The organism is Serratia sp. B501, from assembly GCF_051172315.1.
Classification (GTDB): domain Bacteria; phylum Pseudomonadota; class Gammaproteobacteria; order Enterobacterales; family Enterobacteriaceae; genus Serratia; species Serratia ureilytica.
In genome coordinates this window covers 312,934-335,623 of sequence record NZ_JBPIZB010000003.1, presented here as the reverse complement: position 1 = coordinate 335,623, position 22,690 = coordinate 312,934, and the positions used below count along the sequence as shown (strand labels likewise).

Annotated in this window: 18 protein-coding genes; 9 read left to right on the top strand and 9 right to left on the bottom strand. The window is 61.8% G+C overall.

The annotated features are described in order from the left end of the window. Window positions 1-6: 6 nt before the first annotated feature. Window positions 7-1,689, top strand: coding sequence for a PTS fructose transporter subunit IIBC (gene fruA / locus ACSBQV_RS12150; protein ID WP_099784167.1), 1,683 nt, complete (start codon window positions 7-9; stop codon window positions 1,687-1,689). Between the two features lie 161 nt (window positions 1,690-1,850). After that, window positions 1,851-2,444: a DJ-1/PfpI family protein gene (locus ACSBQV_RS12145; RefSeq protein ID WP_099784165.1), complete on the top strand. Its 594-nt coding sequence runs from the start codon at window positions 1,851-1,853 to the stop codon at window positions 2,442-2,444. A gap of 20 nt (window positions 2,445-2,464) precedes the next feature. Here ACSBQV_RS12145 and nfo read toward each other — a convergent pair whose 3' ends face one another. Continuing rightward, on the bottom strand, window positions 2,465-3,304 hold the full coding sequence (nfo, locus tag ACSBQV_RS12140; protein WP_033643802.1) for a deoxyribonuclease IV: 840 nt from the start codon (window positions 3,302-3,304) through the stop codon (window positions 2,465-2,467). 98 nt (window positions 3,305-3,402) lie between these two features. Continuing rightward, window positions 3,403-4,476 (bottom strand): YeiH family putative sulfate export transporter, encoded by a 1,074-nt coding sequence (locus ACSBQV_RS12135; protein WP_099784163.1) that lies wholly within the window; start codon window positions 4,474-4,476, stop codon window positions 3,403-3,405. A gap of 193 nt (window positions 4,477-4,669) precedes the next feature. Between ACSBQV_RS12135 and ACSBQV_RS12130 the strand changes: the two genes are divergently transcribed. The 3 genes from ACSBQV_RS12130 (at window position 4,670) to ACSBQV_RS12120 (ending at window position 7,532) form a co-directional block, all read left to right on the top strand. After that, complete coding sequence (locus ACSBQV_RS12130; RefSeq protein ID WP_033643799.1) at window positions 4,670-4,867, top strand: hypothetical protein; 198 nt, start codon at window positions 4,670-4,672, stop codon at window positions 4,865-4,867. A 98-nt stretch (window positions 4,868-4,965) separates the two neighbouring features. Then, a complete protein-coding gene (yieE, locus tag ACSBQV_RS12125) occupies window positions 4,966-5,832 on the top strand; it encodes a DNA-binding transcriptional regulator YeiE (RefSeq protein ID WP_099784161.1) in 867 nt (288 codons plus the stop codon). 221 nt (window positions 5,833-6,053) lie between these two features. Beyond that, on the top strand, window positions 6,054-7,532 hold the full coding sequence (locus ACSBQV_RS12120) for an amino acid permease (protein WP_033643798.1): 1,479 nt from the start codon (window positions 6,054-6,056) through the stop codon (window positions 7,530-7,532). A 45-nt stretch (window positions 7,533-7,577) separates the two neighbouring features. On the opposite strand, the gene ACSBQV_RS12115 is transcribed toward ACSBQV_RS12120, so the two are convergent. Continuing rightward, window positions 7,578-8,678, bottom strand: a complete 1,101-nt coding sequence (locus tag ACSBQV_RS12115; protein ID WP_033652543.1) for a GGDEF domain-containing protein — start codon at window positions 8,676-8,678, stop codon at window positions 7,578-7,580. Window positions 8,679-9,046: 368 nt separating this feature from the next. On the opposite strand from ACSBQV_RS12115, the gene ACSBQV_RS12110 reads away from it, so the two are divergent. Together ACSBQV_RS12110 and ACSBQV_RS12105 are read left to right on the top strand one after the other, a co-directional pair. Further along, window positions 9,047-10,129, top strand: coding sequence for a FecCD family ABC transporter permease (locus tag ACSBQV_RS12110; RefSeq protein WP_033643796.1), 1,083 nt, complete (start codon window positions 9,047-9,049; stop codon window positions 10,127-10,129). Beyond that, window positions 10,126-10,914, top strand: coding sequence for an ABC transporter ATP-binding protein (locus ACSBQV_RS12105; RefSeq protein ID WP_033643795.1), 789 nt, complete (start codon window positions 10,126-10,128; stop codon window positions 10,912-10,914). The genes ACSBQV_RS12110 and ACSBQV_RS12105 overlap by 4 nt, the downstream gene beginning before the upstream one ends. A 33-nt stretch (window positions 10,915-10,947) precedes the next feature. On the opposite strand, the gene ACSBQV_RS12100 is transcribed toward ACSBQV_RS12105, so the two are convergent. The 5 genes from ACSBQV_RS12100 to puuR form a co-directional block, all read right to left on the bottom strand. Then, window positions 10,948-11,895, bottom strand: a complete 948-nt coding sequence (locus tag ACSBQV_RS12100; RefSeq protein ID WP_099784159.1) for a siderophore ABC transporter substrate-binding protein — start codon at window positions 11,893-11,895, stop codon at window positions 10,948-10,950. A gap of 55 nt (window positions 11,896-11,950) precedes the next feature. Then, a complete protein-coding gene (locus ACSBQV_RS12095) occupies window positions 11,951-13,939 on the bottom strand; it encodes a ligand-gated channel protein (protein ID WP_099784157.1) in 1,989 nt (662 codons plus the stop codon). A 244-nt stretch (window positions 13,940-14,183) separates the two neighbouring features. After that, entirely contained in the window at window positions 14,184-15,104 is a 921-nt protein-coding gene (locus ACSBQV_RS12090) for an ABC transporter permease (protein WP_434991455.1), read from the bottom strand. Window positions 15,105-15,175: 71 nt separating this feature from the next. Then, window positions 15,176-16,687 (bottom strand): sugar ABC transporter ATP-binding protein, encoded by a 1,512-nt coding sequence (locus tag ACSBQV_RS12085; protein WP_099784153.1) that lies wholly within the window; start codon window positions 16,685-16,687, stop codon window positions 15,176-15,178. Window positions 16,688-16,841: 154 nt separating this feature from the next. Further along, window positions 16,842-17,399: an HTH-type transcriptional regulator PuuR gene (gene puuR, locus ACSBQV_RS12080; protein WP_016927000.1), complete on the bottom strand. Its 558-nt coding sequence runs from the start codon at window positions 17,397-17,399 to the stop codon at window positions 16,842-16,844. Between the two features lie 394 nt (window positions 17,400-17,793). Here puuR and ACSBQV_RS12075 point away from each other — a divergent pair, with 394 nt between their 5' ends. Continuing rightward, on the top strand, window positions 17,794-19,212 hold the full coding sequence (locus tag ACSBQV_RS12075; protein ID WP_099789583.1) for a glutamine synthetase family protein: 1,419 nt from the start codon (window positions 17,794-17,796) through the stop codon (window positions 19,210-19,212). 535 nt (window positions 19,213-19,747) lie between these two features. Continuing rightward, entirely contained in the window at window positions 19,748-21,115 is a 1,368-nt protein-coding gene (locus tag ACSBQV_RS12070) for an APC family permease (protein WP_099784150.1), read from the top strand. Between the two features lie 70 nt (window positions 21,116-21,185). Here ACSBQV_RS12070 and sbcB read toward each other — a convergent pair whose 3' ends face one another. Continuing rightward, the gene (gene sbcB / locus ACSBQV_RS12065) at window positions 21,186-22,613 is read right to left on the bottom strand and encodes an exodeoxyribonuclease I (RefSeq protein ID WP_099784148.1); all 1,428 of its coding nucleotides are present in this window, start codon (window positions 22,611-22,613) and stop codon (window positions 21,186-21,188) included. Between the last annotated feature and the right edge of the window lie 77 nt (window positions 22,614-22,690).

The window sequence follows — 22,690 nt, the reverse complement described above, 5'->3', positions numbered from 1 at the left end:
GGCAGAATGAAAACGCTGCTGATGGTAGACAGTTCGCAGGGACAGGCCCGTGGCCACCTGGCGAAACGCATGCTGGAGGCCGCCGCGGCCAAAGCCGGCCTGACGCTGGTCGAGTCGCTGCAGGACGCCGAACTGGTGGCGGTGGCGGGGCAGGCTGCTCCTGCTGACGCCGCGCTGAACGGCAAATTGATCTATGTGGGCGAGGTAGAACAGGCGGTGCGTGAACCGGACGCGTTTCTGGCGCGCGCCCAGGCCGAAGCTGAAACCTATCAGGCGCCGCAGGCGGCTGCGGTGAAAGCCGATGGACAAAAACGCATAGTGGCGATCACCGCTTGCCCAACCGGCGTGGCGCACACCTTTATGGCGGCCGAAGCCATTGAAAGTGAAGCCAAGAAACGCGGCTGGTGGGTGAAGGTGGAAACGCGCGGTTCCGTAGGTGCCGGCAACGCCATCACCCCGGAAGAAGTGGCGGCGGCGGATCTGGTGATCGTCGCGGCGGACATCGAAGTGGATCTGGACAAGTTTGCCGGCAAGCCGATGTACCGCACCTCGACGGGCCTGGCGCTGAAGAAAACCGCGCAGGAACTGGATAAGGCCCTGGCCGAAGCCGAGGTGTTCCAACCGCAGCAGCGCGGCGGCGCGGCGCCGACGGCGAAAAAGAAAGAGGGCAACGGCCCGTATCGCCACCTGCTGACCGGCGTGTCCTACATGCTGCCGATGGTGGTGGCGGGCGGCTTGTGCATCGCGCTGTCGTTCGTGTTCGGCATCAAGGCGTTTGAGGTCAAGGGCACCCTGGCGGCGGCGCTGATGCAGATCGGTGGCGGCTCCGCCTTTGCGCTGATGGTGCCGGTATTGGCCGGCTTCATCGCCTTTTCCATCGCGGATCGTCCGGGCCTGACGCCGGGCCTGATCGGCGGCATGCTGGCGGTGAGCACCGGCGCCGGGTTCCTCGGCGGCATCATCGCCGGTTTCCTGGCGGGTTACGTCGCCAAAGCGATCAGCAGCAAACTGCGCCTGCCGCAGAGCATGGAAGCGCTGAAGCCGATCCTGATCATTCCGCTGGTGGCCAGCCTGATCACCGGTCTTATCATGATTTACGTGGTCGGCACGCCGGTGGCGAAAATCATGGAAGGCCTGACCCATTGGCTGCAGTCTCTGGGCACCGCCAACGCCGTGCTGCTGGGGGCGATCCTGGGCGGCATGATGTGCACCGATATGGGCGGCCCGGTGAACAAAGCGGCCTATGCGTTCGGCGTGGCGCTGCTCAGCTCCTCGGTGTATGCGCCGATGGCGGCCATCATGGCGGCGGGCATGGTGCCACCGTTGGCGATGGGCCTGGCGACGCTGCTGGCGCGCCGCAAGTTCCCGAAATCCGAACAGGAAGGCGGCAAGGCGGCGTTGGTGCTGGGGCTGTGCTTCATCACCGAAGGGGCGATTCCGTTCGCCGCCCGCGACCCGATGCGCGTGTTGCCGTGCTGCATCGCCGGCGGGGCGCTGACCGGCGCGCTGTCGATGGCCTTCGGCGCCAAGCTGATGGCACCGCACGGCGGGCTGTTCGTGCTGCTGATCCCGGGCGCGATTTCGCCGGTGTTGCTGTACCTGGTGGCGATCGCCGCCGGCACGCTGTTGGCCGGGGTGGCTTATGCCCTGCTGAAACGTGCTGAAACGCCGGTAGCCGCCGCGGCGTAAGCCTCGCCGATACCGCAAAACGCGCAGCCCCGAGCTGCGCGTTTTTATTTGTGTCTTAGGCAGTTAGCACGATTTACCCCTGGTCAGAAACCACAGCGCTTTCTAAGCTGATAGCGCGACTTTGTTCCTGCGAACAAGGAATGACTCAAGGAGATTCATCAGTGGCTAAAAAAGTGGCGATCGTACTGACATCCGGTTTCGCCGATTGGGAATACGCGCTTATCGCCGGCGTCGGCGGCCCGTTTTATGGGCTGGATGTGGCGTTTTTTGCGCCGCAGGCCGGAACGCTTCGCTCACAGGGCGGGTTGACGGTGGACGTTGCTCACGGCGTGGCCGAATTGGCGGATTGGCGCCCCGAGGTGCTGGTGGTGGTCGGTGGCACCCTGTGGGAAACCGAGCGAGCGCCGGATATCCGCGCGTTGCTCAACGAGCAGTTTCAACGCGGCGCGACCCTGGCGGGCATTTGCGGCGGGACGTTGGCGTTGGCGCGGGCCGGCCTGTTGAACGGCAGGGCGCATACCTCCAACGATGCCGAGTTCTTGACGCGCAACGGTGAGGGCTACAGCGGGCAGCTCCATTACGTTGCGAGCGCCGTCGCCGTTGTGGATGACCGCGTCATTACGTCACCGGGATCGGCGCCGGTCAGTTTTACCACTGCGGTGTTCAGGGCTGCGGGCCTGGATGAAGAAACGCTGCGTCAGTTCGGCGCCATGCTGGCGGCGGAGCACGCGGTGGGGGAAACCGCTCGCGCTTAAGCGAGCGGCCAGGGGGGGGGTTACTGCTGCGCCTTCAGCCAGGCGATCTCTTCGGCCCAGATATCCGGATTGACCGTTTCCAGAATCAGCGGGATATTGTCGAAACGCGGATCGCGCATGATGTAGCTGAACACCGTTTTGCCGATGTTGCCTTCCCCCAGGCTGTGATGGCGGTCGACGCGGCTGTTGAACTCGCTCTTGGCGTCGTTCAGGTGCATGCCGCGCAGGTAGTTGAAACCGACGATGTCGCCCAACTGTTTGAAGGTGCGCTCGCATTCTTCTTCGGTGCGCAGATCGTACCCGGCGGCGAAGGCGTGGCAGGTGTCGATGCAAACGCCGACGCGGCTTTTGTCTTCGACGCCGTCGATGATCGCCGCCAGGTGCTCGAATTTGAAGCCCAGATTGCTGCCCTGGCCGGCGGTGTTCTCGATCACGGCCGTCACGCCGGCGGTTTTATCCAGCGCGATGTTGATCGATTCGGCGATGCGCGCCAGGCATTTATCTTCGTCGATTTGCAGCAGGTGGCTGCCGGGGTGGAAGTTCAGCAGCGTCAGCCCCAGCTGTTCGCAGCGCTGCAGCTCGTCGATAAACGCCTCGCGCGATTTTTCCAACGCGTCGGCTACCGGGTGCCCCAGATTGATCAGGTAGCTGTCGTGCGGCAGGATTTGCCCCGGCCCGTAACCGTACTGGGCGCAGGCGCTCTTGAACTTATCGATCACGTCGGCGGCCAGCGGGGCGGCCTTCCATTGACGCTGATTTTTGGTGAACAGGGCGAACGCGGTCGCCTCCAATTCGTGCGCGCGGATAACCGCCTGATCCACGCCGCCTGACGCGCTGACATGTGCACCGACAAACTTCATCTTCATTCTCCTGTGTTATCGGTGACATTATGGCATTGATGGCGGGCGGATTGAATGGCGAAAAGCGGCGGCCCGCCGAAGCGGGCCGCCGAGGGAGATTACAGCAGGTGTTGCACCAGTTGGTTTATCGCGCCGCCGCCGACCAGCAGCCAGACGAACAGCAGCGTCGCCAGCAGAATCGGTTTCATCCCGGCCTGACGCACGGCGCTGATGTGGGTAGTCAGCCCCAGCGCCGCCATCGCCATCGCCAGCATCCAGGTGTCGGCGGTGATCAGGTGGCGCACCAGCGTGGCCGGCAGCAGGTTGAAAGAGTTCAGCCCGGCGACGGCGATAAACAGCACGGCGAACCACGGAATGGTGATGGCGGATTTTTCCGCCTTGCCTGCGCTGCCGCGGCTGATGTAGCCCGACAGCAGCAGCAGGAACGGCGCCAGCATCATCACGCGGATCATCTTGGCGATCACCGCCGCATTTTCGGCGTCCGGCCCGATGGCGTGCCCGGCGGCGACCACCTGAGCCACTTCGTGGATGGTGGAGCCGGCGTAGATGCCGAAGGTTTCCTGGCTGAACGGCAGCCACTGGAAGTGTTCATTCAACTGGTACAGCCACGGATAGGCGAAGATCGCCAGGGTGCCGAACACCACCACGGTCGAAACCGCCACCGCCACTTTGCTGGAGTCGGCCTTCAGTACCGGTTCGGTGGCCATCACCGCCGCCGCGCCGCAAATGCTGCTGCCGGCGCCGATCAGTATCGCGGTTTGGCTGTCGATGCCGAACACTTTCTTGCCGAGCCAGCAGGCCAGCAGGAAAGTGGTGATCAGGGTCAGCGCATCGATGATGATGCCGCTGGTGCCCACGTCGGCGATCTGCTGAAAGGTCAGCCGGAAGCCGTAAAGGATAATGCCCAGACGCAGCAGGCGCTGTTTGGCCAGCTGTACGCCGCTGTGACAAACGGTTTGCCAGCGGGGGTACAGCGTGTTGCCCACCAGAATGCCGAGCAGGATCGCCAGCGTCAGCGCCCCCAGCCCCAGCTCCGCCACCCAGGGAATGTCGCCGGCCCAGACGGCCAGCGCGGTGAGCGCGCCGGTCAGCGCCAGCCCCGGCACCAGCCGCGGCAGGCCGAACAGCGGGAAGCGTCGCTCGGGGTAAGTGTGAGTGGTATCAGTCGCCATATAAAGTCAGTCCTTCAGTCTGTTTCTTGCGGTCAAGAGTACGTTTAGGCTGAATAAAAGAGAAATTGATTATATATTTATAACCTATCTGAATAAGTGGTATGGGGTCAGCCATTGGCATAACGCCGCATTGCGGCTAGGGTGTGGAGGAGCGGCGAGCCGCCGTCAATTTTCCAACTAACAGGAGCAGGCGATGGATACCGACGATCAACGCAGAGAGCAGGTAGATCAGGAGGTGGGCCGCGCGGTGCGGCGGTTGATTGAAGAAAACAAGGCGATCGACCGCGACCATCTCGCGGCGATGCTGCAATTGATACTGCGGGACGAAACCGGCACGCCGCGAGAGCCGGTGCTGGCAGCGGCGGCGCAGCTGGTCGCGTTGGGCAAATAGCGCGCCGATCTGGCCGCAAACAGGGTAGCCTGGCCGGGCTGCCCACCACACCATATTGGGGTTCTCTGGCAGAACCTTCTTTCAATACCGGGACAGCTATGCATATCACGTTGCGTCAACTGGAAGTCTTTACCGAAGTGCTGAAAAGCGGTTCGACCACGCAGGCCTCTGTGGTGCTGGCGCTGTCGCAGTCGGCGGTCAGCGCGGCGCTGGCGGATCTGGAGGGGCAACTGGGCGTGCAGCTGTTCGATCGCGTCGGCAAACGGCTGGTGATTAACGAGCACGGCCGGTTGCTGTATCCCAAGGCGCTGGCGCTGTTGGAACAGGCGGGGGAGATAGAGCAGCTGTTTCGCCATGACGGCGGGGCGTTGCGCATCGCCGCCAGCAGCACCATCGGCAACTACATGCTGCCGGAGATGATCGCCCGCTACCGCCGGGATTTTCCCGCCATGCCGCTGGAGCTGAACGTCGGCAACAGCCAGGACGTAATCGTGGCGGTGGCGGATTTTCGCGTCGATCTGGGGCTGATCGAAGGGCCTTGCCATATGCCGGAGCTGGTGACGCAGCCGTGGCTGGAGGACGAGCTGGTGGTGTTCGCCGCGCCGGATAACCCGCTGATCCGTCAACCGCCGACGCTGGAGGCGCTGGCCAATGCGCCGTGGATCCTGCGCGAGCGCGGTTCCGGCACCCGTGAGGTGTTGGACCATCTGCTGTTGGCGCATCTGCCGCACTTCCAACTGGTGATGGAGCTGGGCAACTCGGAGGCGATCAAGCATGCGGTGCGGCACGGCATCGGCATCAGCTGCCTGTCGCGGCGGGTGGTGGCGGAACAGCTGGCCAGCGGCGCGCTGGTGGAACTGCCGGTGCCGTTGCCGCCGCTGCGCCGTACCCTGTACCTGATCCGCCATCGGCAAAAGCACGTCTCCAACGCGTTGCAACGTTTTCTCAGCTATTGCGTGCTGTAACCGGCGGCACGTCAAGCCCTCTGCTGCCGCGCAGGCCGGAAAAAGCATAAAAACCTGCGCGCGCTCACATTAATGAGAGTAAGTAAGGCTATAAGGGCCGCAGCTAATAATTGCCTCTGAATTATGAAGCTATCTTATATCGGTGCAATGTTGCTAGTTCACCGGCGGGTATTTGTTACAATCCGCCCTCATTTTTCGAAGAGCAGATAGATAGGGAACGAATGGCTCAGCAGGATATAAAAACATCGGGGCAGCAAGCACCCGGATTGCGCCGTGAATTGAAAGCCCGGCATTTGACCATGATCGCCATCGGCGGCTCCATCGGCACCGGCCTCTTCGTCGCCTCGGGCGCCACGGTTTCTCAGGCAGGCCCCGGCGGGGCGCTGCTGTCTTACGCTCTGATCGGTTTGATGGTGTACTTCCTGATGACCAGCCTGGGCGAACTGGCGGCGTTTATGCCGGTCTCCGGTTCATTCTCCACCTACGGCGCCAAATACGTAGAAGAAGGCTTCGGCTTCGCGCTGGGCTGGAACTACTGGTACAACTGGGCGGTGACCATCGCCGTTGACCTGGTGGCCTCCCAGTTGGTGATGAGCTACTGGTTCCCGGACACCCCGGGTTGGATCTGGAGTGCGCTGTTCCTCGGCCTGATGTTCCTGCTGAACTACATTTCGGTGAAAGGGTTCGGCGAGGCGGAATACTGGTTCGCGCTGATCAAGGTCAGCACCGTGATTATCTTCATCGCCGTCGGCGTGATGATGATCGTCGGCATTCTGAAGGGCGGCGAGCATGCCGGCTGGCAGAACTGGACGATAGGAGACGCGCCGTTTGCCGGTGGCTTCTCGGCGATGATCGGCGTGGCCATGATCGTCGGCTTCTCGTTCCAGGGCACCGAACTTATCGGCATCGCGGCCGGCGAATCGGAAAACCCGGGTAAAAACATCCCGCGCGCGGTGCGTCAGGTGTTTTGGCGTATCCTGCTGTTCTATATCTTCGCGATTCTTATCATCAGCCTGATCATTCCGTACACCGATCCGAGCCTGCTGCGCAACGACGTGAAAGACATCAGCGTCAGCCCGTTCACCCTGGTGTTCCAACATGCCGGCCTGCTGTCGGCGGCGGCGGTGATGAACGCGGTGATCCTGACGGCGGTGCTGTCGGCCGGTAACTCGGGCATGTATGCGTCGACCCGCATGCTGTACACCCTGGCTTCGGAAGGCAAGGCGCCGCGCATCTTCGCCAAGCTGTCGAAAGGCGGCGTGCCGCGCAACGCGCTGTACGCGACCTGCGTGGTGGCCGGCCTGTGCTTCCTGACGTCGATGTTCGGTAACCAGTCGGTTTACCTGTGGCTGCTGAATACCTCGGGCATGACCGGTTTCATCGCCTGGTTGGGCATCGCCATCAGCCACTACCGTTTCCGTCGCGGCTACATGCTGCAGGGGCGCGATCTGAACGATTTGCCATACCGTTCCGGTTTCTTCCCGCTGGGGCCGATCTTCGCCTTCGTGCTGTGTCTGATCATCACCCTGGGGCAGAACTACCAGGCCTTCCTGCAAGACAAGATCGACTGGTACGGCGTGACCGCGACCTACATCGGTATTCCGCTGTTCCTGCTGATTTGGTTTGGTTACAAGCTGTCGCAAGGCACCCGTGTCGTGAAGTACAGCGAGATGGAATTTCCGAAGATGGACGTGAAGTAATTTTCGGTGAGTGACACGCGGCGGGGGCACCCGCCGCGTTTTGTTTTACTTTTTCCCGCCTTTGGCTTCCGCCAGCGCCTGCTGCGCCGAGCTCATCAAACTCTCTACCGTCGCGTAATCCTGCGTCAGCGCCACAATGCCGGCGTTAAGCTGCATGTTCACCTCGCCGAACGCGCCAAAATCGTAGGGCGCCTCCAGCGGCGGCACAATGCGCGCCAGGAACTCGCTTTCCGCGCCGTAGGGCAGATCGTGCACCAGAATCAGAAACTGGCCGCCGGTATAGCGGCAGATGTAGTCGCTGGGGCGGATCAGCGTCTTGAGGCGCTCGCCGACGGTGCGCAGCACGTCGTCGCCGATCTGGACGCCGTGGCTTTGGTAGAGCGCCGCCAGCGGGCCGAATTCAAGAATGAACAGGTGAGAGATCGGCTGCGCCGTTCCGGGACGGCAGATGCTGCGCATCACCGCCTCGCCGCCTGCGCGGTTGAGAAAGCCGGTCAGGCGATCGCGGTGCGACGCCTGCTGCTTCTCCCACGCCAGCGTGACGTGCTGCACCAGTTGGCGGTGGTAGCGCGCGATCATGCCGTGGGCCAGCACCAGCCACAGCGGCGCGAGGTCCGCCAGGACAAACAGGTTTTGCACGCGCGACAGCGGCGCCGCCAGCAGGTAAGGCAGCGTCAGCGCGATCACCTCAAGCAGCGCGAAGCGCGGGGCGGCGGCGTGGCGCTGCATCAGCCAGCAGGCCAGGGCGGTGATCGTCAGGCCGGCGAACAGCATTAAGACAAAGCGGCCCGAGAGCATCGCCAGAGCGGCGCTGGCGCCGACCAGCAGTGCCCACAGCAGCACCGTCACCAGCATGGCGTTCGGCCAGGCCGGTTGACGCCGGCGCGCCAGCCAGGCTCGCCCGGCGGTCAACAACAGCAGCAGCAGCAACAAACCGATGCCGAGCGGCCGCTGGACCAGCCAGGCGTACCCCGCCAGCAGCGCGGCCGGCCCTGCGGCATTCAGCCAGGGCGTGAGAGGAGAGGGCGTCAGCGTGAGACGCAGCTGGCGTTGAAACGGCTCGTCATCGGCGTGCAGCGGGCTGTATAACAGCCAGTTCAGCAGCGCCGGGCGTTTGGGCGTTACCGCCGGAGATGGACTTCTCATTACAGCCTCGTCAATCAATAAGGCCGCTCTTGCGGCGGCCTGAAGTTTTTTTGCACGCGCGGTGCTGTGATTTTGGATTCTATGTGGTTTTGCCGTTATTTGTCAGAGTCTGGTCGGATCAGGAAGAATTTTCAGAATAATTAACCTACTGGCCGTTGGCGGTGGAAAGCGTGGCGGTTTGAAAAATGGCGATAAAAAACAAATTATTACATTTCGACAACGCCGTTTTCACCTATTGATATGATTGATAAGTATTATCGTTTGTTTTATTGTTAACGGCTGTGCGCAGGCTGCTGCCGCACACTTTTCGGTTCACGGCGGCCGCTTTCGCGCCGCTGTCATGATGGTTGCAACAGGTATCTTAACTAATGAGCGTATCCACCGATCCCATGACTGAAGCCAAGGGGCAACCCGACGCCGGCGTGATGGGGCGTTATCAGCATATTCTTCGCCATCGCCTGTTGATGATGGGCGTATTGGCATTGGCGATCCTGGGCTCGCTGCTGCTGGATTTCACCATGGGGCCGTCCGGCCTGTCGTTGTCGTCCTTATGGCAAACACTGCTTGATCCCGCCGCGGCCGATGCCGGCACGCGGGTGATCGTCTGGGACATCCGCTTGCCCTATGCGTTGATGGCGGTGGTGGTGGGCTTTGCGCTCGGCCTGGCCGGGGCGGAAATGCAGACCATCCTGAATAACCCGCTGGCCAGCCCCTTCACCCTCGGGGTGTCTTCCGCCGCGGCCTTTGGCGCCGCGCTGGCGATCGTGCTCGGCATCGGCATTCCGGGGATCCCCGATCAGTGGTTCATCTCCGCCAACGCCTTTATCTTCGCGCTGTTCGCCGCGCTGATGCTTGACGGCATCACGCGCTGGACGCGGGTCGCTACCTCCGGCGTAGTGCTGTTCGGCATCGCGCTGGTGTTTACCTTCAACGCGCTGGTCTCGATGATGCAGTTCATCGCCAGCGAGGATACGCTGCAGGGGCTGGTGTTCTGGACCATGGGCAGCCTGGCGCGCGCCTCGTGGGACAAACTGGGCATTCTGTTCGGGGTGTTCGCCGTGCTGCTGCCGCTGTCGATGATGAGCTCGTGGAAACTGACCGCGCTGCGTCTGGGGGAAGACCGGGCGGTGAGCTTCGGCATCGACGTGCGTCGGCTGCGTTTGACCACGCTGCTGCGCATCAGCATGCTCTCGGCGCTGGCGGTGGCTTTCGTCGGGCCGATCGGCTTTATCGGTCTGGTGGCGCCGCACATCGCCCGCATGATCTTCGGCGAAGATCACCGTTTCTACCTGCCGGCCAGTGCGCTGATTGGCGCGCTGGTGCTGTCGATGGCCTCGGTGGCGTCGAAAAACCTGGTGCCTGGGGTAATCATCCCGGTGGGGATCGTGACGTCGCTGGTTGGGGTGCCGTTCTTCCTGAGCATTATTCTGCGCCACCGGGGGAACGTATGAGCCAGGGTTTACGGATAGAAAACTTCTCGGCGGGTTACCCGAAACGCCAGGTGATCGACAATCTCTCGGTGCCGATGCTGCCGCGCGGGCAAATCACCGTGTTGCTGGGGCCGAACGGCAGCGGCAAATCGACATTGCTGCGCTCGCTGGCCGGGCTGAACCCGGCGCAGGGCAAGCTGTGGCTGGACGACGGCGATTTGATGCAGATGCCGTTCGCCCGTCGGGCGGAGAAAGTGGTGTACCTGCCGCAGTCGCTGCCCGCCGGAGTGCATCTGCACGTGCTGGAGTCGATCATCGTGGCGCAGCGCGCCTCGGGCGGCCGCAGCAACGCCGGCAGCGAAGCGGAAGTGATGGCTTTGCTGGAACAGCTGGGCATCGCCCACCTGGCGTTGAGCTATCTCGATCAGCTGTCCGGCGGCCAGAAACAGCTGGTGGGATTGGCGCAGTCGCTGATCCGTCAGCCGTCGCTGCTGCTGCTGGATGAGCCGCTGAGCGCGCTCGATCTCAACTACCAGTTCCACGTGATGGATTTGGTGCGCCGCGAAACCCGCAAGCGCGATATCGTGACGGTGGTGGTGGTGCATGACATCAACATTGCGCTGCGTCACGGCGACCACGTGCTGATGCTGCAGGATGGCGATCTGATCGCCGACGGCGCGCCGGATCAGGTGATTACGCCGCAGAGCCTGGCGCGGGTCTATGGCGTGCGCGGGCGCATCGAGCGTTGCTCGCAGGGCACGCCGCAGGTGCTGATAGACGGTCTGGTGAACCAGCCGACGATATAATCCAGGAAAAAGCCCGGCATCGCCGGGCTTTTTTTATCGCGCAGCGCGGTTCAGTGCTTCGCTCACGCGTTCGACGACGTGTTGGGCGGTGACGATGCCGCCGGACAGATAGACCTCGGCCGCCGGCAGGTAAACCACCTGGCCTTTTTTCACCGCCGTGGTTTTCTTCAGCGCGGTGCCGGTGAGGATTTTCTGCGGCGCCACCGCGTTCGGCCGACCGGTCGCGGCGTCTCTGTCGATGACGAACAGCCAGTCCGGGTTCAGTTTGGCGACCTGCTCAGGCGTCAGCTTATTGCCGCGCACGTCTTTTTCATCGGACTGCAGCGCGGACGAGAAGCCGAGGGCGTCATAGACGAAGCTGAAACGGCTCTTGGGGGCGTAAGCGCTGATCTTGCCGCCGGAGAACAGCACCACCAGCCCGCGTCCGGCCTGGGCGGCCTGCGGTTTGACCGCCGCGATCTGCGCATCCAGCTTATCGATCGCCGCCTGCGCCTGTTGCGGCTTATCGAACAGCTCGCCCAGCTGCAGGGTGCGCTGTTTCAGGCTGCCCAACTGATCCTGCTGATCGACGGACATGTTCAACGTCGGCGCCAGCGCGTTCAGCTCGTCATAGGCTTTGGACGCCCGGCCGGCGATCAGGATCAGGTCCGGTTTGGCGGCGCGCAGCACGGCCATATCCGGCTCGAACAGGGTGCCGGCATTGAGGTATTTGTCATCCTGATAGCGCTTCAGGTTATCCGGCAAGTTCTTGCGATTGCCGGGCAGCGCCAGCGGCTCGACGCCCAGCAGCTGCAGCGTTTCCAGCGAAGCGTAATCCAGCACCACGATACGCTGCGGGTGCTTCTTCACCTCGGTGCTGCCGTTCAGGTGCTGGACGTTGACGGTGGCCGAGGCCGCCGGCGCGTCGGTTTTGCTGTGGCAACCCGCCAGCGCCATCGCGGCCAGCAGGGCGATCATCAGGGGGGAGCGGCGTAATCTCATGGGGCTTCCTCTCGGTGATGGAATGAAAAGGGCGCGCAGCGCGCGCCCGGGGGCATCAGAAGTTGTAGGTCATGCCGACGGTGTAACGGCGGCCGTCCAGCGTGGTGCGGTAGTGATCGTAATCCACGGTCTTGTCGAGAATGTTGTAGACCCCGCCGGTCAGCTGCAGGTTTTTCGCCGCCTGGTAGCTCAAGCCCGCATCGACGAAGGTGTAGGACGGGGTGCTGGTCTCCATCGACGTGCGGCTCAGGTAGTCTGAGGTGCGGCTGCGGAAGTTAACGCGCGACCACAGGCTGAGGTCTTGCGTGGCCTGCCAGTCCAGCACGGTGTTGATCATGTGCTTAGGCATCTGGTTCAGCGCCTTGCCCTGGAACTCGCCGCTCTTCTGCTCGGAAGCGGTGTAGGTGTAGTTGGCGTTCCACTTCCAGTCTTTATTGATCTGCCAGCCGAAGGTGGCCTCTACGCCGCGCATATTGGCTTTGTCGACGTTGACGCGATCGCTGATAAAGTCGTAGGGCGTACCGCCGATGGTGCAATCCGGCGTGTCTTCGCAGCGGCGCACTTCGGTGATCTTGTTCTTGAAGTCGGTGTTGAAGACCGTCACCCCGGCGTTGACGCCTTTCAGGCTATCCCACATCAGGCCGATCTCTTCGCTCAGGCTCTTCTCCGGCTGCAGATCCGGGTTGCCGACGATGATGCCGTTACGCACGCCGCCGCCCGTCGCCTGGCCCCAGCTGGCGGAGGATTGGCGCAGATCCGGCGAACGGTAGCCGGCGGAGACGCCGCCTTTCATCGTCCACTGTTCGGTCAGGTGCCAGACGCCGTACATGCGCGGCGACCAATGGCTGCCGAAGTTCTGATCGCGGTCCATACGAATACCGCTGGTCAGACTGAAGTCGTTGGTCAGCGCCCATTCGTCCTCGGCGAACAGCGCCCAGCTCCAGCGCGTCAGCTGGTTGACGTCTTGCGCCGAGCTCAGCTGGTTGCCACTGTCGCCCAGTTTCTCATAGCGGTATTGGCCGCCGAGGTTCAGCATGTGGGCACCCAGCTCGAACTGGTTCTGGGTGTTGAAGATGGTGTTGTACATCTTCATCTTGCGGCCCGGGTTGTTGGTCTCTTCGCGCTGAACGTAGCTGGTGGAGTTGCCGAAGTCGTAATAACCGTTGTGGGTCAGCGAGTAGTTGGTGCGGGTGTAGAGATCTTCGCTGCGTGAGGACGGTTTGCACTTGCCTCTGCTGCAGCGCTCCGCCGCCACCGATTTGCCCGGCGTGCTGTTGCGATCCTGCAGCGAGCGGCCGATTTCAAAGTCGAATTCGTTTTTCTCGTCCGGGGTCAGGGTGAACACCGCGGTACCGCTGCGCATGCGCTGTTCGTTGTAACCGTTGACGATTTTATCTTCCGCGCGGCGCGACAGCAGGCCGTTGACCCGCACGCCGAGCAGGCCTTCAATCAGCGGACCGGACGCGTAGGCGTTGGTCTGGAACAGATCGCCGGAATCGCGGTTTTCCTGGAGGGTGGCGTCGCCGTGCAGCGAGCCTTTCCACTCGGTGCGGGAAGTCTTGCGGGTGATGACGTTGATCACGCCGCCCATGGCGTCGGAACCGTACAGCGAAGACATCGGCCCGCGCACCACTTCGATACGTTCGATGGCTTCCATCGGCGGCAGCCAGCCCTGTTCGATGCCGGCGTTATCGCTGTTCGGCCGGGTGCCGCGGGTGTCGACGCGCTTGCCGTCCACCAGAATCAGCGTGTACTTGGAGGACATGCCGCGGATGCTGATGTCGCTGCTGCTGGCGCCGCCGGTGACGACCACGCCCGGCACGTCTTTCAGCGCATCGGTCACATCGCGATAGGCTTTATCTTCAATTTGCTGGCGCGGGATCACTGAGATGGAAGCGGCGGAGTCCTGAATTTTTTGCTGAAAGCCGGAGGCGGTGACGACCATGGTGTCCTGGGCGTCAGTCTGCGGCGCGGCCAGCGCGGCGGTGGCGCTGAGCGAGGCGATGACCATGGCGGCGAGCTTGCTGTAACGTGGCGTTTCCATGAGGTAAACCTTTCCTGGATTGAAGTGAAAGTAATTAACCAATTGAATTTCTAATGAAATCATTCATCGTTCGCTGAGAAATCCGGTGCTTCGTCAGCGTGGCGTGAGGGTATTGTAAGGATTTTTTACTTAATGTAAACGCTAATGATAATTCATATCATTTGTATGCTTGTTATTCTGGCGGGAAAGAGTAACCGGATGAATTAAAGGGAAAACCGGCGCAGCGGATGTGCGCCGGGGAGGATCAGCGTTTCTGGATGTAAGTGATGGCCAGCGCCAGCGCCAGCACCAGGCCTTTGATAATGTCCATGGCGTAGTAGGGCACCGACAGCATCACCAGGCCGTTTTGCAGCACACCGAGGATCACCGCGCCGATCAGGGTGCCGAGCGCATTGGGTTTGCCGGAGCCGGCCAGCGAGAAGCCGATGTAGGCCGCCGCCACCGCGTCCATCAGATAGCCGCCGCCGGCATTGACCTGCGAAGAGCCGATACGTGACGCCAGCAGGATGCCGCCAAGCGCCGCCAGCCAGGAAGAAATGACGTAAGCGGCAACCCTGTAACGCACGGTGCGAATGCCCGACAGGCGTGCCGCCTCGGGGTTGCCGCCGATGGCGTACATGCGGCGGCCGTGCTTGGTCAACGACAGAAACAGCTGCACCGCCACGGTGACCGCCAGCATGATCAGCACGATCACCGGCACCTGGCCGAGGGCGGAAAACACCTCCGGGATCAGGCCTTCCGCCATGTCGCCATTCGGCAGCACCATGTTTTGGGTGATGGAGCCGCCGTAGCTGTAGGTCATCGCCACGCCCTGGATCACGAACAGGCTGGCCAGCGTCGCCAGCATATCGGGGATTTTGAGCACCACGATCAGCAGAGCGTTGAACAGGCCGACCAGCGTGCACAGCAACAGCGTCACCACGATGGCGCCGGCGGTGCCGAACCCGTGCCAGACGAACAGGGAAGTCACCAGCGCGTTGGCCAGCGAGGCGGTCGAGCCGACCGACAGATCGAAACCGCCGACCGACAGCGAGATAGAGACGCCGATGGCGATCACCGTCACGATGGCGATCGAGCGCAGGATATTGATGATGTTGTTGGCATCGAGAAAGTTGTCCGACGCCAGGCCAAACAGGGCGACCAGCGCCGCGACGGTCAGCAGCATGCCCCACTTGTAGAGGAAATCAAACAGCTGTTGGCGCCAGGGCAGCGTCGGCCGCAAGGCAAATTCTTTACTCACGCAGGGGTTCCTCCGGTGGAATAGAGCAATAAGGTTTCTTCGTCGGTATCGGCGGCGTTCAGCTCCGCCACGATGCGGCCATCCCACAGCACGCAGATGCGATCGCACAGACCAACCAGCTCGGCGAACTCGCCGGAGGCGTAAATCACGCCTTTGCCGGCGCGGGCCAGGCCGTCGATCAGGCTGAACAGCTCCTGTTTGGCCTTGATATCCACGCCCTTGGTCGGCTCATCGAAGATCAGCACGTCGGCGTCGCCGCGCAGCCACTTGCCGATCGCCACTTTTTGCTGATTGCCGCCGGACAGGCGCGCCAGCCGCTGTTGCGGGCCGGAGGCGCGAATGTTCAGACGCTGCATGATCTCGCGCGCCCAGCGCAGCTCTTGCCGCCGGCTGAACAGGCTCCAGCGCGAGAAGCTGTTATCGGCGCTGACGCTCAGGTTCATCGGGATCGCCTCATCGATAAAAATGCCTTCTTTGCGGCGTTCTTCCGGCACCAGCGCCAGCCCCTGTTCGACCGACAGATGCGGCGCACGCGGCGCCCAGGGCTGCCCGCGCAGTTCGCCGCGTTCCAGCTGCGCGGCGCCGGCGCCGAACAATGCCTTGCACAGCTCGCTTTTCCCGGCCCCGGCCAGCCCGGCGATGCCGAGGATCTCGCCCTCATGCAGCCGCAGCGAAACGTCGCGCAGCTTATGGCGATCGCGCAAGCCCTCCACCTGCAGCAGCGTTCGCTCAGGGTGGGGCGGGCGCGGCGGCGGGAAAATGTCGTCCAGCCGGTGGCCAAGCATTTTCTCGACGATCTGTTCGCCGCTGAGGCCGCGCATGGCGTCTTCGCTGACGCGGCGGCCGTCGCGCAGCACCGTCAGCCGATCGCAAATGTCGCTCAGTTCGTGGATGCGGTGAGAAATGAATACGATGCCGATGCCTTCGGATTGCAGGCGGCGCACTACGTTGAACAGGCGCTCGCTCTCGGCCCGATCGAGCGGCGCGGTCGGTTCGTCGAGCACCAGAAAACGGCAGCGGTGCGACAGCGCGCGCGCCAGCAGCACCTGCTGTTTTTCCGCCAGCGTGCAGTCCGCCAGACGTCTGCGCGGGTTGAGCGGCAGCGCCCATTGCTGCAGCAGCTCTGCGGCGCGGCGGTGCAGCTCCGCCCAGTTCAGCCAGTGGCCCGGTTCGTTCAGCCAGTCCAGCATGATGTTTTCCGCCACCGACAGCGTGGGGATCAGCGCGACGTCGACTTCTTGCTGCACCACGTGGATGCCGTGGCGGCGCGCCTGCAGCGGGGAATGAATTTCCACCGCCCGGCCGTCGATCAGGATCTCGCCGCGGTAGTGATCGTGGGCGCCGGAGAGGATCGCCATCAGCGTTGACTTGCCCGCGCCATTGGCGCCGACCAGCGCATGGATTGAACCGCCCTGCAGCGTGAAGTCCACGTCCTGCAGCGCGTTGAAGCCGGCGAAGGCGATCGAGATATTGCGCATCTCGAGGCGTGAAGGCGTTGCGGTTGACATTGCGTAGTGAGGCCGTTTAGATGTTTAGATGGCTGTTTTGCTCTGTTGTAACACAGATTGCGCCGTTGGCAACCAACAAAATGGCATAACGGCGATGAAAGCGTGGGCGGACAGGGGCGCAACCCGCGTCAGGCTGCGCCGGAGCGATAAGCGGTCAGAAGGTGGTGGGGGTGTGTGCGCTGACGATGCGGCAGATGCGCGCCGAGGTATTGCTGAAGCTGTGCGGGATGCCGGTGTTGATGGCGTAGCTCTGACCGGCGGTCAGGCAGTAACTCTGGCCGTTGATGGTCAGCACGATCTCGCCCTCCAGCAGGGTGCCTATCTCTTCGCCCTGATGCTTGATCTTTTCGCCGGTGGTGGTGCCGGGCTGGTAGGTTTCCAGCATCATCGCCAGGTTGCGCGTCGGGCTGCCGTTGTGCACCAGCTTCATCGACACCCCCTGGCTGCCGATCTCAATCAGATCCTCGGCGTCGATCACCACGCGCGGTTCGTCGACGGCCTCCGGTTCGGCAAAGAATTCCGACAGCGACAGGCCATACACCTTAAGCAACTTTTGCAGCGTGCTGATGGCCGGGCTGACTTTGTCCTGTTCGATGGTGCTGATCGCACTGTGGGTTAACCCGGACAGTTCGGCGACCCGGCGCTGCGACAAACCCAATTGCTGGCGGATCTGCGACAGGCGTTTGCCCGGTGCCAAGCTGGCTTCGCTCATAGCGGTACTTCCTTCTGGTAAGGGCGACAGGCTGAAATGACGATCGGTATCGGGCGCCTGCCTGGTCGATAACGATGCTGCATGATATCGGTAGTTAGGGTAGGTTTGGAAAATATATTGCCCATGCTCACCGTCGGCGCGGCGGACAAAATAGTTGACGTGAAAATGGCATCAAGGCCTTTTCGGTCAATATTTTATCAATTTAGCAGCCGGTGGCGAATAATCAAACAGGATTGTAACATTTGCAAACCCATTCTGTTAATACTATGTTTCATGTTGTGGATGTTATTTTGAGCGCCCGCAGCGGCGCGACCTGGCGAGAAATCCAATCATGTGTTGAATCGAACGGCGGACGGGCGCCAACGCGCCTTAAGAGCATAATGGCGGGTGACGTATGCAAACCAATAGCGCAGCAGTTGAACATTTTGCACAGCATCATGAAGAGAGGCGAAGTAGCGCGTTCCAAAATGAGGTCGCTCATTATTTGGAACGCCATCCCGCCACGCAGTATATCGATATCCTTCTCACCGATCTCAATGGTTCCTTCCGCGGCAAACGCATACCCGTCTCAGGGTTGAAAAAACTGGAAAAAGGCAGCTACTTCCCCGCGTCGGTGTTCGCTATGGACATCCTCGGCAACGTGGTGGAGGAGGCGGGCCTTGGGCAGGAACTCGGCGAACCGGATCGCGTATGCCTGCCGGTGCCCGGTTCGCTGACGCCGTCGGCGGCCGATCCGCAGCACATCGGCCAGGTGCTGTTCACCATGCTGGATGAAGATGGCACTCCCTTTGACGTTGAACCCCGCAATGTGCTGAACCGCGTGTGGCAGGCGCTGCGACAGCGCGGCTTGTTCCCGGTGGCAGCGGTAGAGCTGGAGTTTTATCTCATCGATCGGCAGCGCGACGCGGAAGGCGATTTGCAACCGCCGTGTGCGCCCGGCACGCAGGAGCGCAACACCCAAAGCCAGGTGTACTCCGTCGATAACCTGAACCATTTCGCCGAGGTGCTGAACGATATCGACGCGCTGGCGAAGCTGCAGGGGCTGCCGGCGGACGGCGCGGTGGCGGAGGCCTCGCCAGGGCAGTTCGAGGTCAACCTGCGCCATACCGACGATATCTTGCAGGCCTGCGACCACGCGCTGGCGCTGAAGCGGCTGGTGCGGCTGGTGGCCGAGAACCACGGCATGCACGCCACCTTTATGGCCAAGCCCTATGAGGAGTACGCCGGCAGCGGCATGCACGTGCACGTCAGCATGCAGGATGGCGCGGGCAACAACCTGTTCGCCGACGGCGAAGGCGAGGATTCGCCGCTCTTGAAACAGGCGCTGGCCGGGATGATCACCCTGATGCCGGCGTCGATGGCGCTGTTGGCGCCGAACGTCAACGCCTACCGGCGTTTCCAGCCGGGGATGTATGTGCCGATCCAGGCCGCCTGGGGCCACAATAACCGCACCGTGGCGCTGCGCATTCCCTGCGGCGAACCGGAGAACCATCGGGTGGAGTATCGCGTGGCCGGCGCCGACGCCAATCCGTATCTGGTGATGGCGGCGATCCTGGCCGGCATGCTGTACGGGCTGGACAACCTACTGCCGCTGCCTGAGCCGGTGACCGGCAACGGGCTGGAGCAAGAGGGGCTGCCGCTGCCGATCCGCCAGAGCGACGCGCTGTACGAGTTTGAACATCAGCACGCGCTGACGCACTATCTCGGCGAGCGTTTCACCCGCGTTTATCACGCCTGCAAGACCGACGAACTGCTGCAGTTTGAACGGCGAGTGACGGAAACAGAGATCGACTGGATGTTGAAAAATGCCTGAATAGGCGTATAAAGTAAGAGGTATGTGCGGGCGACTGGCCTGCCGGCAGCGGATTAATTCGCCTGCCGGGCTGGTTTTCCGTGCGATCGACAAAAAGAATTTGTATTTGAGGGTTTCCGGATCTTGTCATTCGGAGGCATTCTGGTGCAAAATATCTCAAATGCAGATAGCCGACGTTTTGAAAGCGTCGGTTATTTTTTTTGCATTATGTTTTACCAACGTAGCGTTTCATACACCAAGCGAGGCCGGACACCGATCCGGATAGATAAATAGTTTCGTGCACGATCAAACAAAACTTTATGGTCGTGACTCATGAGGATTAGAAAGATGGGGCAATTTTTCACTTTAGCGCCGGTGCCCGCCGGTTTCCGCTGTGGCCGCAGCGACTATGGAGCAGCCGAGGTTACCTCGACCCGTTATCCAGCTTACAACCCCCTTCTTTTAGAATTAAGTCGCTCGTTGCGAAGTTTCCCCGCAACCTTAAGTCTTGGCGTGTCCGCCATCCGCAAGGCTCAAGGTAAGGGGGGGCTGAACAATGTCCGATAACACCCTCAACGCCGCTCCGGCTCAGCGCACTCAGCTGCGTAAAACCCTGACTTTAGTTCCGGTAGTGATGATGGGCTTGGCTTACCTGCAGCCAATGACCATTTTCGATACCTTCGGCATCGTATCCGGCCTGACCGATGGTCACGTCGCGACCGCGTACGCCTTCGCTCTGCTGGCGATCCTGTTTACCGCCCTGAGCTACGGCAAGCTGGTGAAGAAGTTCCCTTCCGCCGGTTCCGCCTACACCTACGCCCAGAAAGCCATCAGCCCGCACGTCGGCTTTATGGTGGGCTGGTCATCGCTGCTGGACTACCTGTTCATGCCGATGATCAACATTTTGCTGGCCAAGATTTACCTGGAAGCGATTTTCCCGGGCGTACCGTCCTGGATCTTCGTGGCGGTGCTGGTCGGCTTGATGACGATTTTCAACCTGCGCGGCATCAAGCTGGTGGCTAACCTGAACTCCATCATCGTGGTGGTGCAGGTGGCGATCATGATCGTGTTCCTCGGCCTGGTGATCAACGGCATTTACCACGGCGAAGGCGCCGGTACGTTGGTCAGCAGCCGCCCGTTCTGGTCCGATAACGCTCACGTGGTGCCGATGATTACCGGCGCGACCATCCTGTGCTTCTCGTTCCTGGGCTTCGACGGCATCAGCTCGCTGTCCGAAGAGACCAAAGACGCGGAAAAAGTGATCCCGAAAGCCATCTTCCTGACGGCACTGATCGGCGGCATCATCTTTATCGTGGTGTCTTACTTCGTGCAGCTGTACTTCCCGGACATCTCGCGCTTCAAGGATCCGGACGCGTCGCAGCCTGAAATCATGCTGTACGTGGCGGGCAAGTTCTTCCAGTCGGTGATCCTGGTGTTCTCCTGCGTGACGGTATTGGCGTCGGGCATGGCGGCGCACGCGGGCGTTTCGCGTCTGATGTACGTGATGGGCCGCGACGGCGTGTTCCCGACTCGCTTCTTCGGCTATGTGCATCCGAAGTGGCGTACCCCGGCGCTGAACGTGCTGCTGGTAGGCGCCATCGCGTTGTCCGCGGTGTCGTTTGACCTGGTGACCGCGACCGCGCTGATCAACTTCGGTGCGCTGGTGGCCTTCACCTTCGTTAACCTGTCGGTGATCTCGCAGTTCTATATTCGCGATAAGATGAACCGCACCGTGAAGGACACGTTCAACTACCTGATCCTGCCGGTGATGGGCGCACTGACCGTCGGCGCGCTGTGGATCAACCTGGAAGCCAGCTCGATGACGCTGGGCCTGGTTTGGGCGGCCATCGGCCTGATCTACCTGGCCTTCGTCACCCGCAGCTTCCGTCTGCCGGTGCCGCAAGCGAGCGAAGACGCCGCCTAAACGCGAGCCGTCTCCTCAGCCACAAAAAAGGCCGCTTTCGCGGCCTTTTCCTTTTCTGCTGCGGCGGATTTTATCCCACCAACTCTTTGCCGTAATCGAACAGCGCTTTCAGCAGGGCGGTTTTCTCTTTGTCGCCTTCGTGCAGGTTATACAGCGATTCGAGCTGCAGCAGATAGCTCTGCACGCGCTCCGCGCTCAAGGCTTCCTGACGATGTTGCAGCCAGCGGCGCTGCTCGGCGTCGTCCAGCGTATTCGGGTAGTTGCGCGCGCGGAAGCGGAACAGCAGCTCTTTCATGCGGCCGTCGCTGAAGGCCAGATCCAGCACCGGCAGGTTCTGCGGCTTGGTCTGCTGGATAATCCTCATCGCCGCCTTGTCGGCGTCGCTGAAGAAACCGTCGTACAAGCGGGCGTCGACGTCCTCGGAACCTTTGAACGGCTCGGCTTCGGCGAACAGCGCGACCACTTTCTCGCGCACTTCCGGATGCTGTTTCAGCAGCTGCAGATTTTGCAGGCACGCCTGACGATCGATGCCCAGCCGCTCGGCGTTCTCCGGCAGCAGGGTTTTGGCCGGCGCCAGCACCGGGCATTTGTTGATGTGCACCAGCTTGATCGGCACCGGCGCCTGATCCGGCGCCAGATCGTCGCGGCGGGTGTACAGCCGCTCACGCAGCTGCTCGGCGCTCAGCGTCAACAGCGGCGTCATGTCGCCGGCCAGATCGCACATGATCACCGCGTTCTTGTTGTCCGGGTGCCAGGCCAGCGGCGATACCCAGCTGGTATTGCCGCGCGCCGCGCCGAACATGCCGGAGACGTGCACCAGCGGCGTCATGTCGGCGACGTCGATCAGGGCGTTCAGCTTGTGTTTATTGCGGTGCTGCAACAGGAAATCGAACAGCCGCGGCTGCGCCTGCTTGACCAGCTTGGCCATGGCGATGGTGGCGTAAACGTCCGACATCGCGTCGTGAGCCTGCGTGTGCTCGACGCCGTTGGCGCGCGTCAGGTGTTCCAGGCGGAAGCTGGGGAAACCGTCTTCGTTTTCCGGCCACACGATGCCGTCCGGGCGCAGAGCGTAGCAGGCGCGCATCACATCCAGCAGATCCCAGCGCGAGTTGCCGTTTTGCCAGCTGTACGCGTAGGGATCGTAGAAGTTGCGATAGAAGATATTGCGGCTCACTTCGTCATCGAAGCGGATGTTGTTGTAACCGAGAATGCAGGTGCCGGCCACGCTGAAGGCCTGATGGATTTGGCGGGTGAACTCGGCTTCGTTAACGCCTTTGGCGCGCGCCACCTGCGGCGTGATGCCGGTGATCATCACCGCCTCCGGTTCCGGCAGGTAATCGTCGGCCGGGGCGCAGTAGATGACCAGCGGCTCTTCGATAATGTTGAAATCCATATCGGTGCGCACGCCGGCGAACTGCGCCGGGCGGTCCAGCGACGGGCTCTTGCCGAAGGTCTCGTAATCGTGAATATAAAATGTGGACGTTGCCTTGCTGCTCAAAATCGCGTCTCTTCAGTGGCGGATACAATATGCCTCTATTGTAACGGCGTGGGGAGCGATGCCAAGCGGCGGTTAGC

Coding starts and splice junctions, on each gene's coding strand:
- fruA (WP_099784167.1), top strand. CDS start 7: ATGAAAACGCTGCTGATGGTAGACAGTTCGCAGGGACAGGCCCGTGGC.
- nfo (WP_033643802.1), bottom strand. CDS start 3,304: ATGAAGTTTGTCGGTGCACATGTCAGCGCGTCAGGCGGCGTGGATCAG.
- ACSBQV_RS12135 (WP_099784163.1), bottom strand. CDS start 4,476: ATGGCGACTGATACCACTCACACTTACCCCGAGCGACGCTTCCCGCTG.
- ACSBQV_RS12130 (WP_033643799.1), top strand. CDS start 4,670: ATGGATACCGACGATCAACGCAGAGAGCAGGTAGATCAGGAGGTGGGC.
- yieE (WP_099784161.1), top strand. CDS start 4,966: ATGCATATCACGTTGCGTCAACTGGAAGTCTTTACCGAAGTGCTGAAA.
- ACSBQV_RS12120 (WP_033643798.1), top strand. CDS start 6,054: ATGGCTCAGCAGGATATAAAAACATCGGGGCAGCAAGCACCCGGATTG.
- ACSBQV_RS12115 (WP_033652543.1), bottom strand. CDS start 8,678: ATGAGAAGTCCATCTCCGGCGGTAACGCCCAAACGCCCGGCGCTGCTG.
- ACSBQV_RS12110 (WP_033643796.1), top strand. CDS start 9,047: ATGAGCGTATCCACCGATCCCATGACTGAAGCCAAGGGGCAACCCGAC.
- ACSBQV_RS12105 (WP_033643795.1), top strand. CDS start 10,126: ATGAGCCAGGGTTTACGGATAGAAAACTTCTCGGCGGGTTACCCGAAA.
- ACSBQV_RS12100 (WP_099784159.1), bottom strand. CDS start 11,895: ATGAGATTACGCCGCTCCCCCCTGATGATCGCCCTGCTGGCCGCGATG.
- ACSBQV_RS12095 (WP_099784157.1), bottom strand. CDS start 13,939: ATGGAAACGCCACGTTACAGCAAGCTCGCCGCCATGGTCATCGCCTCG.
- ACSBQV_RS12090 (WP_434991455.1), bottom strand. CDS start 15,104: ATGCTGCTGACCGTCGCGGCGCTGGTCGCCCTGTTTGGCCTGGCGTCG.
- ACSBQV_RS12085 (WP_099784153.1), bottom strand. CDS start 16,687: ATGTCAACCGCAACGCCTTCACGCCTCGAGATGCGCAATATCTCGATC.
- puuR (WP_016927000.1), bottom strand. CDS start 17,399: ATGAGCGAAGCCAGCTTGGCACCGGGCAAACGCCTGTCGCAGATCCGC.
- ACSBQV_RS12075 (WP_099789583.1), top strand. CDS start 17,794: ATGCAAACCAATAGCGCAGCAGTTGAACATTTTGCACAGCATCATGAA.
- ACSBQV_RS12070 (WP_099784150.1), top strand. CDS start 19,748: ATGTCCGATAACACCCTCAACGCCGCTCCGGCTCAGCGCACTCAGCTG.